10 protein-coding genes are annotated in these 13496 nt (G+C 30.9%); 2 read left to right on the top strand and 8 right to left on the bottom strand.

All coding sequences use genetic code 11. The annotated features are described in order from the left end of the window. Positions 1-302 precede the first annotated feature (302 nt). A complete protein-coding gene (locus G9F71_RS07175; RefSeq protein WP_164951319.1) occupies positions 303-761 on the top strand; it encodes a rhodanese-like domain-containing protein in 459 nt (152 codons plus the stop codon). Between the two features lie 339 nt (positions 762-1100). On the opposite strand, the gene G9F71_RS07170 is transcribed toward G9F71_RS07175, so the two are convergent. From G9F71_RS07170 to G9F71_RS07160, 3 genes are all read right to left on the bottom strand, one after another. After that, complete coding sequence (locus tag G9F71_RS07170; RefSeq protein WP_164945490.1) at positions 1101-1937, bottom strand: Rpn family recombination-promoting nuclease/putative transposase; 837 nt, start codon at positions 1935-1937, stop codon at positions 1101-1103. A gap of 63 nt (positions 1938-2000) precedes the next feature. Next, on the bottom strand, positions 2001-3710 hold the full coding sequence (locus tag G9F71_RS07165; RefSeq protein WP_164951318.1) for a helicase-associated domain-containing protein: 1710 nt from the start codon (positions 3708-3710) through the stop codon (positions 2001-2003). 73 nt (positions 3711-3783) lie between these two features. Further along, a complete protein-coding gene (locus G9F71_RS07160; protein WP_164945488.1) occupies positions 3784-5451 on the bottom strand; it encodes a DNA repair helicase XPB in 1668 nt (555 codons plus the stop codon). 684 nt (positions 5452-6135) lie between these two features. Here G9F71_RS07160 and G9F71_RS07155 point away from each other — a divergent pair. Then, positions 6136-8637, top strand: a complete 2502-nt coding sequence (locus G9F71_RS07155) for a M4 family metallopeptidase (protein ID WP_164951317.1) — start codon at positions 6136-6138, stop codon at positions 8635-8637. Positions 8638-8762: 125 nt separating this feature from the next. On the opposite strand, the gene G9F71_RS07150 is transcribed toward G9F71_RS07155, so the two are convergent. The 5 genes from G9F71_RS07150 to G9F71_RS07130 all read right to left on the bottom strand — a co-directional run bounded on the left by G9F71_RS07150 (position 8763) and on the right by G9F71_RS07130 (position 13486). Next, positions 8763-10220 (bottom strand): extracellular solute-binding protein, encoded by a 1458-nt coding sequence (locus G9F71_RS07150; RefSeq protein WP_164951316.1) that lies wholly within the window; start codon positions 10218-10220, stop codon positions 8763-8765. Positions 10221-10268: 48 nt separating this feature from the next. Further along, on the bottom strand, positions 10269-11150 hold the full coding sequence (locus tag G9F71_RS07145) for a carbohydrate ABC transporter permease (protein WP_164951315.1): 882 nt from the start codon (positions 11148-11150) through the stop codon (positions 10269-10271). A 10-nt stretch (positions 11151-11160) separates the two neighbouring features. Continuing rightward, positions 11161-12090, bottom strand: coding sequence for an ABC transporter permease (locus tag G9F71_RS07140; protein ID WP_224626252.1), 930 nt, complete (start codon positions 12088-12090; stop codon positions 11161-11163). A gap of 187 nt (positions 12091-12277) precedes the next feature. Then, positions 12278-12721: a tellurite resistance TerB family protein gene (locus tag G9F71_RS07135; RefSeq protein ID WP_164945484.1), complete on the bottom strand. Its 444-nt coding sequence runs from the start codon at positions 12719-12721 to the stop codon at positions 12278-12280. Between the two features lie 168 nt (positions 12722-12889). Then, positions 12890-13486, bottom strand: coding sequence for a sugar O-acetyltransferase (locus G9F71_RS07130; protein WP_164945483.1), 597 nt, complete (start codon positions 13484-13486; stop codon positions 12890-12892). Positions 13487-13496: the final 10 nt, after the last annotated feature.

The following is a 13496-nucleotide window of genomic DNA, read 5'->3' as shown; positions in this document are numbered from 1 at the left end:
AGAGTTTCTTTAAACTAAAAATGATACACCATTATAAAATTAATATGTCTTATTTTCAATAAATTTAATGAAAACTATTCCTACATGTTCCTACTCACGCGCTATTATCTTTTTTTTAGGTGTCCGGTGCGACCCCATAGGATATCTTGCCATCTTCTTGATATATGACTCATACTCGATAGTATAACTCCCCTAATACTAATTCTACTATCTATTAGCAATATCTATTGGTTTTTACAATACTGTTCATATATACTATTAAATGTAACAATTGTTTAATTAAATCAATCGGGGATATTTAAATGAAAAAGAAATTTGCTCTTTTATTAACTATCTGTATAATTATGTCATCCATGCTTATAGGCTGTGCTAAATCAACCGCTTCGCCAAAAACTGAAGCACAAAAAAAATATCAGTACTATACAGCAGATCAATTGAAAACTGCAATAGAAAAAAAGGCGCCAATGTACCTAATAGATATCCAAGTTGAAGCTGACTATAAGGCTCATCACATTGTTAATACAATACCAACTTATGCGTATCCAGCAGATACTGCAAAATTAAAATCTAAAATAGATGTAGCTTTTGATAAAATTAATGCCACAAAAGACCCAATCATTGTAGTTTGCCCAGGTGGTGGTAGCGGTGCAAAAAACACTATAGGATATTTAATTGATGAAAAAGGCATAGACGCTAGTAGACTATTTATCTTAGAAAAAGGTCAAAAAGGTTGGCCTCATGATAACTTGTTAGAAAAATAATTTAAATTCTACAATACAAAAAAGCAGAGAATGATTAATTCATCTCTGCTCTTTTTCATCTAATATATATGTTTGTATATCTTGTTTATTTGAAATAATTTACAATAAACTTTTCTTAATCTCCAATAAATAGTTTTTTCTTATAACAAGAAAATATATAATTTGAACAATCAACATAATCCATATAATCTGTAATGCCGGTACAATTACCTCAATTCCAAAAGCATATTTTAATGAACTAATGGCAAAGAAAAAATGTACTACAGTAATTATATAAGAAGCTTGCTGTTGTTACAAAGAAAATAAGTCCTATAAATATTACATAATCCTCTTGTCTTTCTAATTAGCTAGTTCTTTTCTTAACTTTCTGATTTTCTCAATAGTTAATCCTGTCTTATTAGATATTATTTCATCGCTTAATACATCTAATAGATTTCTAGCTATTTCTACCTTTTGATTTTCTAATACAGTCCTCATTTCTTCCTTATAATTCATTCTAGCTTTTCTCTCATATTCATAAACTTCTCGTTCTTCTTTGCTCATATACATTATATCTAATTGTTCTACTGCCTTTTTTACAGCCTTGTCTTCTGCTAGTTCTTTTGGTATATGTTCTTTATCAAATTGATGAGCTTTGCTTAAAAAAGCCGTCCATCTATCCATAGCTGTCTTTATCTCATTATAATCTTTTTTGAACTTATTAAGTTCTATAAAGTGCAATTCAAATAAGTCGGAAAACTGATTTTTACTTTTTTCAATATACGGTTTTATAGTACTATGATAGTCTTCTTCGCATTCTAACTGCTCAAGGTTGAAATCAAGAATATGAATTCCTATAGTTTTCTTTAATTCTGCATATTGTTCTCCGCTCTCAATTTGTTCTGAAAATGCTTTCGACCAATAATAAAAAGCTCTCTTATCGTAAGCTCCCTGTTCTGCTATCTGCATCTCTATATCGTACCATTTGCCATCTTCATCTACTGCTTTTATATCTATTGTAGACATTTTTCCTTTAAAGTAACTTGCTATATTATAAGGATTTCTTAACTCAACATTAACTATCTGCTGGTCTTCAGATAATACTGAATTAATAAAAGCTATTAGTATATCTTTATTTTCTTCTGAGCCAAATAACTTTTTAAAAACAAGATCTATTTTCGGATTCAACCTACACATATAATCACTCCTCTTTATATTTAAAATACTATAAATACCATCTATTTAGTTAAACTAGATTGCTTATTCAGATAATATACAAAAATGTGCCTTTTTCTCTATTTCTCTTTTAACCTTATTTGCATGACGTTCATCAATTTCAAATGCATGTGGGAGCTGATTTTCTATGTACTTATTTACTCCCTTATAACTCCTTAACTCTTCAAGAAGATATTTATCCTCAGTTTCTACTATAGTTACTGTTCTAATCTTTATCTTACTGCTATCTTGTTTCCACTTTTCCAGGGTAGTTAATACATTACCTGGCATATTGTTTTTTGAATTTTCCAAAAGGAACTCAATTATCCACTCAATGGAAATATCACTATCAAGCGCTCTTATCATGGATTTAAAATTCAATTCATATATATTCATTAGATCTTCACATTTCTTCTCTGCAAATCTATCCAGATTAAGACAATAGCTTTCTTTCCTACTACCCTGTGGCACCATTATTTCAAAATTAGGCTGAATAATCATACCTGCATCTTGCAGGACTATATTATTTTTATATTCATTATTTACGCCTAGTACATGTGCTCCAAGTGCTGTTAATTTAAAATATTTTACCGCAATATATGAAACATCATAATCGTTATACCTTGCTTTAACTATTAAATCTACTATTCCAATAGTAGATAAATATTCAATGAAAACAACGTCTAAAAATCTTCCGGATACTTCCCAGCTGTCAATATCGTAATAATATCTATGGTAGTCATCATATTTTGTTATTGCTCCTACTGCTTTTACTAAAAAGTTTCTATTTGTTTTTTTAATTAACTCAGCAAGTTGCTTCATGTCAATCCACTCATCCATAGGGGCTTTCTTAATATAAGTTAAAATTGTTTTTCTACACCGGTCCAGCCTCTCTGTTTTTTCACTCATTAGCTTCATTTCATTTATTCTTGCTAGTTCATCCACCTCACAATTTAAATATATATCCAACAAATATTTGCATTTTTCTACCATATTTAACTCTAGAAAATTTTCTGTATCCTCAGTTAATATAAGGCTTCTATTCTCAACTTCTAAGATTTCTCCAATCATTAGCAAATAGAATATACCATACAACCTAGTGGATTTTTCTATTGACTTTATTTCATCCATTCTAAAAATTTCTTTGTTTTTTAAAGCTTCATTCATTTTTACCAAAGCAGTTTTATTAGGTAATTGCATTGATTCAGTTACTTTTAAGTTGCTAGAATTAATAAGCTTTATTATAGACAAAAAATCTTTTTCAAAATCCTCTCCTATTGAAATATATTTAATATCTTTATCATACACATAATTTTCTATATTTATTTCAACAGGTTCAAACTTTATTTCTATTTCTTTTAACTGAGCTTTTAATAGCTTAAATACATTGATAGGAATACTACCATTAATAAAAAATAGATTTGCTTTTGAATTCTCTGATAATATATGTCTCCTATAATTTCTATTCCTAGAACCTTCCTGCGAATTGGCATGGTGCTTTTCATATATACTATCTATTTCACTTGAGTCAATTGCACCTTCTCCTCTGATAAAGGCTTCCATTAGTTCTTTGTCTAAATCACTTAGATTTTTCCATATTTTTAATATTTGAATTTCATCAGTGATTATTTTCTCTATAGCATCTACCATATCAGCTTTTCTTTTAGGTAGTGGTCTTATATCTGAAACTTTTAAATAATCAGTTAAGTTATATGTGGGTAATTGCTCTATTTGATTTCTAATTATTATATTCATGATTTACCGCCTTTTCTTACTCATCACCTTAGGTGCTGGAATATTGTTAATTTACTTTTAATCGCTAAAAAAATTATCTATTTTCAATAATATATCTATATCCTTGCTCTGTTAAAAAAAGCTGCCTTTTACTTGCAAATTCTTGTTCGCGACTATCCGCTGTAACTACAGAATAGAAATACGCCTTGTTATCTCCACCTTTAGGCCTTAATATCCTTCCCAGTCTTTGAGCTTCTTCCTGCCTTGAGCCAAAGGTACCAGATACTTGAACAGCCACATTAGCATCAGGTAAATCAATAGCATAATTTGCAACCTTTGAAACTACAAGAATTTTAACCTCTCCATTTTTAAATTTATGGTACAACTCTTCCCTATCCGCGTTCTTTGTTTTTCCCGTTATAAGCGGAAGATTAAGCTCCTTCGCTATTATGTTAAGCTGCTGCACATACTGACCAATTATAAGTATGCTATCATTTTTATGCACATTTATAAGATCCTTTAATACATCTATTTTACTATAGTTTTCTGAAGCTATCCTAAATTTCTTTGCACTTTCCCCTACAGCATATTCCATTTTAAGATTTTCTGGCATCGCCACTCTGATTTCTTTGCATTCAGCTGTTGCTATCCACCCTTGCTTTTCTAACACCTTCCAAGGCACATCATACTTTTTAGGTCCTATTAACGTAAATACATCATCTTCTTTTTTATCTTCCCGAACAAGAGTCGCAGTTAAGCCTAGTCTCCTAGTTGCTTGAATATCTGCTACTGCTCTAAAAATTGGCGCTGGCAATGTATGGACTTCGTCATATATAATAAAGCCCCATTTCTTATCATTAAACAATTTCATATGGGCGAACTCTGATACGGAACTTTTCCTATAGGTAAGTATTTGATAGGTAGTTATAGTTATAGGCTTTATTTCCTTTATTTCACCACTATATTCTCCTATATCTTCCTCTTTTATATTCATTTTATCAATTATTTCAGACTTCCATTGTCTTAGCGCTGTTATATTGGTAGTTAAAATTAAAGTTTCTGTATTAATTTTATCCATCGTGGCCATAGCTGTTATTGTTTTACCAGCACCACAAGGAAGGACAATTACTCCACTTCCACCCTTAGCCGTTCCATTAGCATAAAATATATCTGCTGCTTCTTTCTGATAATCTCTTATTGTAAGCGCGTCTCCATGTAGCGTCTTTTTTCTAAGTGTGGTGTCAAACTTTGCACCTTCAATGTACCCTGCTAAATCTTCTACTGGGTAACCAAGTTTAATTAAAAACTGCTTTATTGAACCTCTCATTAGAGAATTTATAATCACTTTGCGCTCATCTATTTTTTCTAATATATATTTATCCATAGATTTATAATTTAAAATTTCAGTCATTATGTACTTATCATCACATATTAATATTAGCCTATTATCTTCTTTTATTAACTTTATTTTTCCATATTTCTCTATATTATGTTCTATATCTTTTATTACATTCTGTGGCACTTCATATTTACTGTAGTTTTCTAAAATTTCCAATATTTTTTGTGAAGACATACCACTAGAAGCTGCATTCCATAAGGAAAGTGGTGAAATTTTATATGTATGTATATATTCTGGACTTTTTTCAAGTTCTGCAAATCTTGATACTTGATCTCTTACTTCCTCATATAAATCATTATTTACCTCTACTAATAAAGTTTTATCACTCTGAATTATTATTGGATTATTAGTGTTGTAACTCATAATTCCCCTCCTTAGGTGGCTAGTGCCCCTCACGTGGCAAGTGGCATCTTATTATATTATACTATTTTATTGAGAGAAATCAATTTTGCTTAAGTCCAAGCCTTTCATTCATATATTTCATAGTAAACACTATTAATATGATCATAGCTATTCCAAGTACCATATATGATTACCCATAGGAGAAAATTCACTAATTACTTTATGGAGTTTTCCTACTAGGATTTATAAAACATCGCTAAAAAAAAGTAACAAATATTTAACAAAAGTGTTGAATTGTATTTCTATATATGTTAATATTTAACATATATAGAAGATTCATTATAAACAACCTTCGATAAAGATTGATAAAAAAACAGCACCTTGCTGAACTTCTTGTAACCTCACATAAACAGTGTTATTTAATTCAACTCAATTCATAATCCAAAACACACCAGGTAAATCAGAATCCCTAATTATCCTACTTAATTTATTATAATTGTTTTGAGAATCAATTAAGGACTTGCTTTTAGTATGCATAGATTTTATTTGTGCAACTAAATTTGTATAACTATAGTTTCAAATATACGGCCATCCATATGTTCAAATAAAAATGAGAGGGAGTATGCCTATGGTAATATAGTACATTGGTCCTTACATCAATGATAGCATCGAAATCTAAATTAAAATTAAAAGGAGGATTATTAATTGAAAAAGACAGTTGCTTTTTTATTGGTATTTGTGTTTACATTTGGCATAACGGCTCAAGGAGCTACTTATCCTGGTGTGAAAAAGGATGATAGAATTGATAAAAAGAATAAGCAGGTAAGCATTTTGGATAAATTCACAAAAGCCTCGGGAAAATCAAAAAAAGAATTAAAAATCATCTGGAACGAAAAGAAGGGAATCCCTACATTTGTTACTGGTAATTTGTCAGAAAAGCCCGTTCAGAATGAAACTGATGCATTAAATTTCTTAAATGATAATAAGGCTCTATTTAATTTAGAGTATGGTAACTTTGAAATTGAAAGGGTTGATTCAGATAAATTAGGAACAAAACATTATAGATACAAATTATTTGTAGATGGTATACCTGTATATGGAACAGAATTAATAGTTCATACAGATAATAACGGCAATGTGTATTCAATTAATGGGCAAGCTGATCAAAGTATCCCAACTGATATATGGAATAACAAAATAAAGATTTCAGCTAGCAAAGCTATTAAAGTTGCAGAAGCTTATTTACACTTAGAATCAGATAAACTTGATTATCCGACTAATAACGTTGATTCTACAACTAACAAAGTTGTAAAAGATAATTTAGCCGTGAAGTCAAATAAGGTCATCTACAACTCTGAACCAGTATCAGTACCTTATTTATATAATTATAAAGGACAGTGGCAAGCAGTACAATTAGTTACTTTGCAATTTATGGGACCTAAGCCAGGCAACTGGAAAATATTCGTTAATGCAGAAACCGGTAATGTAATAGATTCCTTTAATGCTATTGATAATTCTGCTGCAACAGGAACCGGTGTGGGTGTAAATGGGCAGACAAGAAATTTAAACTTAGATTATACTAACAGCAAATATAGTTTAACTGATTTAACAAAGGGCGCAAGTATATACACTTATAGCATGGATAATAGCACTAATGATGAAAATCTTCCTGGAACACTTGCTACAGATACAGATAACAATTTTAACTCAGCTGTTCAGGGTGCTGCAGTAGATGCTCACTATAATATTGGTTTAGTTTATGATTTTTATAAAAATAACTTCAATAGAAATAGCTTTGATAATGCTGGTGCAACAATAAAATCTTCTGTACATTATGGATCAAATTACAATAATGCTTATTGGAATGGCATTCAAATGGTATATGGAGATGGTGATGGTAGTAGGTTTAAGGCTTTATCAGCAGCTCTTGATGTTGTAGGGCATGAATTTACTCATGCAGTAACTGAAAAGACAGCTAATTTAGAATATAGAAGCCAATCTGGCGCATTAAATGAATCTATGTCTGATGTATTTGGGTATTTAATTGAAGGAGATGTATCGGATTGGCAAATGGGCGAAGATTGCTTTACTCCAAATACACCTGGAGATGCACTAAGAGATTTAAAGACCCCTACATTATACGGCCAACCAGATAATATGAGTGCTTATGTTACTAAGCCTGAAACACAAGCTGGTGATTGGGGCGGAGTTCATACAAATAGTGGTATTACTAATAAAGCATTTTATCTTTTAGCTAGTACAATAAATGACAACTCCAAAACATCAAAAATCTATTACCGTGCATTATCAACATACTTAACTGCTACATCACAGTTTGACGATGCTAGAACCGCATTATTACAAGCAGCAACAGATTTATATGGAGCAAACGGCGCTGAATATACCGCAATTGCAAATGCTTTTACACAGGTTGGAATTGGTGGAACAGTTGTTGGCAATGACACATATGAACCAAATAATTCTACTGCTACTGCATACGGCCCAATAACAAGTGACACAGTTTACAATTCTTATATTTATTCATCAACAGATACTGATTATTACTATTTTAATACAACAGCACCAGGAGCAATAGCAGTTAGTTTAACTAACATACCAAAGGATTATGATGTTTATCTACTTGATTCAAGTGGAACAACTGTTGCTAAATCAGAAACTGGAGGCACCTCTAATGAGAGTATCGCATATTCATCACCCGCTGCTGGTAAATACTATGTTAAAGTAATTGGTTACAGTGGAGCTTACAGTACATCTGCCCCATATACTCTTAAGGCTAACTACCCAACTGGCACTAGTGCTAACCAATGGTACTATGAAACAAAGACAGTTGATTCACCTCACAACTATGCAAACAAGTATAACAATACCTACACCTATACAAAGGCCGGAGCGCAAAAGGTTTCTGTACATTTCTCAAGACTTGAAACCGAAGCTGGATATGACTTTGTAAATATCAAAGATAAAAACAATAATGTCATATCAAAATATGATGGAACAAAGAGTGGATTCTGGGCACAAGTTGATGGTGATACAATTAACGTTAATTTAGTAACTGATGCCAGTGTCACTGCCTATGGTTATACAATAGATCAAGTTGGATATTATTCAGATAAGCAATTATCCCTTGATAAACCAGCTAATATAATGAAGGAACTTTTAGAACCAATGAGTATTTCTAATAAATAAATAGATTTAAAGCCGCTATCTGAATTTATGATAGCGGCTTTTGTTATATATCTACAATAGGTTTACAAGAATTTACCTCGCCTCTTATTCTCTCTTCAAATGATAAATTCATGCTATGGTTACAATTACTTTAATACTTCATTTGCATGTTTAGTTATATCTTCTCCACCATTTTTATACCACTGCGCTACGAATTTATCAAAATCACTTATTGGACGTTTTCCTGTAATTATATCTGCTGAATATTCTTTATATAAATTATTTATAGAATCCCATTTAACAGAAAATTCTTCTGGAATTATAAAATTAATATCTTCAGTATAAAGCTTATTAACATCTTCTAATGACTTAGTTCCTGCAGCTCCGAGTAGTGGTTTTGCAAGTTCTTTTCCTAGCGAAATTTTTGAAGGCTCCCAAAATTTCGCATACCATTCTTGTGATTTTTCAGTTAACTGGATTTTATTATCTTTAATTACATAATGCTCACCTTCAAAACCTAAACGATCTATCATTTGACCTTTCTCACTAGCTAAAAAGTCTAGAATTTTAAAGGAAATATCTTTATTTTTAGATGTAGAAGAAATAGCTATACCTCTATTTTCTTTAGAAACATCTATAGGTAAATATCCTTGAGCTTTTCCCTTTGCTGGTGGTAAAACCGTAAGTCCTGTAGCGTTAGCCTTTTTGACTTTACCTTCATAAATATCTATAACTTTTCCTGCTGTTCCAGCTATTATAGCAGCTCCATTTTCATAAAAAGCTTTTTCTTTTGTGTCCCATTTTTTAGTTAAGAATTCTGGATCTAGTATTCCTTCTTTATAAAGTTTATTATAAAAAGTTAACTTTTCTTTTTCGCTTTTAGAAACTTTATTAAAAATATATTTACCATTTTTATCTTTAGTCCAAGTGGATTTATTTCCAAAAGCTTGGTCAAATATTTCATCAATCTCTAAAGTATTCCCAGCAGCTGTTAATGCATAGGCTGGTGATCCTTTCCCACCTAAATTAGAATCTTTTAATTGTTTTAAAAATGCATAATAATTATCTATAGTAGGATCTTCCATGAGCTTTTTAGATGTACTTAATTTATTAAACCAATCACTTCTCATTACTGGCACCTTTGATGCAAGAGGTTTAATCCATAATAAGTAAGGATAGTTCTCGAGTCTCTTTTTATTTTGTGGTTCTAAATTAGGTTTTATATACTTAGATTTTTTTATATATGGTGTTAAGTCCTCGAGTAATCCTTGCTGAGATATCTGTTGGTCTCCTCCTTGGAAGTATATAATATCAGGAATATCTTTACCAAGTAACTTTAAATTTAATTTTTCAGCGTAGTTACCTGAAGGCATTTCTTCAAGTTTGATCTGAACTTTTGTTCCCTCCTGCGCTAGGCCCTTTTCTATAAGTCCTATATATTTTTGAGCTATAGGATCTTTGGGACTTACATCTTTCATCACCATTCTCACCACTATTGGCTCAATCAAGTTATTTTTACCCACCTCATCATCGCTTTTTGGTTTGCATGATACTAAACTCAGCGTACTTATAATTACAAGCATCAAAGCTATTGACTTTTTCATAATATCACCCCTAAGATTATTTTTTAAAAATACTATTTATTAAAACAGCTACTCCTTAACTCCTCCTTCCATTGTTCCCTTGGTGTAATTTTTAAGTATAAATGGATATATTAAAAGTATAGGAACTATTGCAATCATTATAGTTCCTGCTTGTAATGCCTTATAACTTAGCTGAGATGCCTTATCAAAAGATAGTAGACTATTGGCCCCCAGCATTGATGTGGTATCACTTAACACCACAAACTGCCGAAGCACTAATTGTAATGGCCATTTAGCCGAATCATTTAAGTATATTGATGCTCTAAAATATTCATTCCAGTGAAAAACCCCATAAAACAAACCTATAGTTGCAATGGAAGACTTCGAAAGCGGAATTAGTATTTTAAATAGAACAGTTAAATGTCCTGCACCATCTACCCTTGCTGCATCAATAAGTGCTTCTGGCACCTCTTCAAAAAATCTCATAAGTATAATTAAATAATATACATTTAGTGCCTTATATAAAATTACTGAAGAGTAAGTATCTAAAAGTCCTATGCTTTTAATTAGTAGATATTCTGGAATTAATCCTGGTTCAAATACCATAACAATTATTAAAATTACCATAAAGAATTTTTTTCCCACAAGACCTGGCCTTGTAAGTGCATAAGCTGCCATTATTGTTAAAGCTAAATTTAACGCAGTGCCTATTACTGTTATAAATACTGAGTTAAAAAGACTTTTCATAATCTGAGGATTAGAAAATAAAACTCTATAATTATCAAAAGAAAATCCCTTAGGGATAATGGTAAGCCCTGTAACTTCTTTTACGCGAGCAGGGTCCGTTAATGACAGTGCTAGTAAATTCACAATTGGTACAAGCATAGTTAAAGTAACAATAAACAGTAATATATAAAAGATGAAGCGACCTAAATTTTCTTTATTTTTCATATCATTCACCCTACCATAACCCTTTCCCAGATATTTTTTTAGCTAAAAAGTGTGTGGTAAAGATCAACATAATTCCAATTACACCTTTAAATAAACTTGCAGCTGTAGCGAACGCATACTGACCATTTATTAATCCTATCCTATAAACATAGGTATCAAGTATATCAATTACACTTATAACCGAATCATTCATAAAATTAAAAACTTGATCAAAGCCTGCATTCATAAAAAATCCTAAATTCAAAATAAATACTGTAACTATTGTTGTTGTAAGTTCTGGTATTGTAATATGTATCATCTCATCAAACCTAGATGCACCATCTATTCTTGCAGATTCATATAATGCAGGACTTATCCTCATTATAGCAGCTAAATATATTATTGAATCCCATCCCGCACTTCTCCACATTTCTGAAAAAACCAGGACCCATCTTATATATCCTTTGCTTGTCATAAAATCAATAGAGGGTACATTAAATATGTTCAAGATATTATTTACTCCCCCATTTGTTTGCGATAATAACTTAATCCATATACCTGTAATTACTACCCATGAAAGAAAGTGTGGTAAATATACTACTGATTGTACATATTTTCTAAACTTTATCGATTTTACTTCACTTATAAGTAAAGAGAAAATTATTGGTATTGGAAAGAAAAATACTATTTTCATAGTACTTATTATTATAGTATTTTTAAGAACATGAAAAAAACTAGCAGAACTGAATAGTGTTTTAAAATGCTTTAAGCCTACAAAAACATTATCTCCTATGATTCTATAATCTTGAAATGCAAGGGACATACCCGCTAAAGGTATTAAATGAAATATTATAAAATATATAAGTGGTAGTAAAAGCATTAGATATAGTACTCTATCTTCTTTTATTTTTTTCCACTTTGCTTTAAATTTATGTTTATCCTTTATTTTCGCCTTCTCCAATTGATTCCTCCCCTACTCTTTACAATTCAACTTTACTTTGTCGTTAAGCCTCTAATTTAACATATCTATCCATATTTTATCATTGACCTCAATATATTACCAACCTTTTTTATAAACATCCCTTAATTTAACAAAAAACCTATAGAACATTTTATTGTCCCATAGGTTTGCATTTATGTACCTATTATTAAAGTTTAAAATCTGCTGGATTCACACCAAGGTTTGAGCACATTTCTCTAACCAAAGCAATTTCATCTTTGTCAAAAGTTCCATCTGCAGCGCCTATTGAGCAACATACTGCTATTAATGTTTTTGCTGCATCTGGTTTGCTTTTCATTTTAGTAATTGCCTTCATGGCTTCTGCCTTTCCAACATTATAATCAAATGCAAACATATCTGCATAATGATTAAATCTGGCTAATACATCATTTAATTTGAAAACCTTTAATGACTCATTAAGATTAATGTACCCTACCATCTTTTGTTTTTCGTCTGAGCTTATATCTCCATCAGCACTTGCAATAAGTGCACAACCTGCTGCTATCGCTTCCATAAAATCTTTGTTTGCAAATTGTTTAATTCCTGCTTGTGTTTTATCCTTCTGTTCTCTTAACCAATCACCAATTCCCATAATTAACACTCCTTAAACTTTTTTATATTAATAAATTTTACTCAATCTTTATTTTACAAGTGTCTTGAATATAATTCACCTACACTTGTTACATTCTACATTTATTATATTTTTCCTGTATATTTTTAAAAATTTAATAAATTATTTACAATTCAATCCTACTCAAGTTTATTCAATTTTTAAATTTTTAAAATAGTATTTCTTATCTTCTTCTGAAATTTGTCCTATTACTTTACAAGGATTACCCACAGCTATAGAATTAGGCGGAATATCTTTAGTTACAACACTACCAGAACCAATAACTACATTATCGCCAATTGTAATTCCTGGATTTACTATAACACCGCCACCTAACCAAACATTATTCCCTATATTAATTGGAAATGCATATTCAAGTCCTGCATTTCGTGGTTCAAAATGAATAGGGTGGCCTGCTGTAAAAAGGCTTACGTTTGGTGCAAACATAACATTATCACCAATTGTAACCTTAGCACAATCTAAAATAGTGCAATTGTAATTGCTATAAAAATTTTCTCCGATAGAAATATTATATCCATAATCACATCGAAATGGTGGTTCTATATAAAAATCATTACGAACCACACCTAGTAGTTTTTTTAAAATTTCCTTTTGCTTATTCCCTTCGCTTGGGCGTAGGCTGTTATAGTCAAATGTCATTTCTTTTGCAGCTTGGCGTTCAGATGATAATTCTTCTCCAAATGCTTTATATGCTTTTCCACCTATCATTTTTTCTTTTTCTGTCATAAACATTACC

The sequence above is a fragment of the Clostridium sp. FP2 genome (assembly GCF_011065955.2).
GTDB lineage: Bacteria > Bacillota > Clostridia > Clostridiales > Clostridiaceae > Clostridium_AD > Clostridium_AD tagluense.
The sequence above is the reverse complement of the archived record's forward strand: the minus strand, read 5'-3'. Positions and strand labels throughout refer to the sequence as shown.

What these genes read in the sequence shown, in the direction of transcription:
- G9F71_RS07175 (WP_164951319.1), top strand. Translation starts at nt 303, where the DNA reads ATGAAAAAGAAATTTGCTCTTTTATTAACTATCTGTATAATTATGTCA.
- G9F71_RS07170 (WP_164945490.1), bottom strand. Translation starts at nt 1,937, where the DNA reads ATGTGTAGGTTGAATCCGAAAATAGATCTTGTTTTTAAAAAGTTATTT.
- G9F71_RS07165 (WP_164951318.1), bottom strand. Translation starts at nt 3,710, where the DNA reads ATGAATATAATAATTAGAAATCAAATAGAGCAATTACCCACATATAAC.
- G9F71_RS07160 (WP_164945488.1), bottom strand. Translation starts at nt 5,451, where the DNA reads ATGAGTTACAACACTAATAATCCAATAATAATTCAGAGTGATAAAACT.
- G9F71_RS07150 (WP_164951316.1), bottom strand. Translation starts at nt 10,220, where the DNA reads ATGAAAAAGTCAATAGCTTTGATGCTTGTAATTATAAGTACGCTGAGT.
- G9F71_RS07145 (WP_164951315.1), bottom strand. Translation starts at nt 11,150, where the DNA reads ATGAAAAATAAAGAAAATTTAGGTCGCTTCATCTTTTATATATTACTG.
- G9F71_RS07135 (WP_164945484.1), bottom strand. Translation starts at nt 12,721, where the DNA reads ATGGGAATTGGTGATTGGTTAAGAGAACAGAAGGATAAAACACAAGCA.
- G9F71_RS07130 (WP_164945483.1), bottom strand. Translation starts at nt 13,486, where the DNA reads ATGACAGAAAAAGAAAAAATGATAGGTGGAAAAGCATATAAAGCATTT.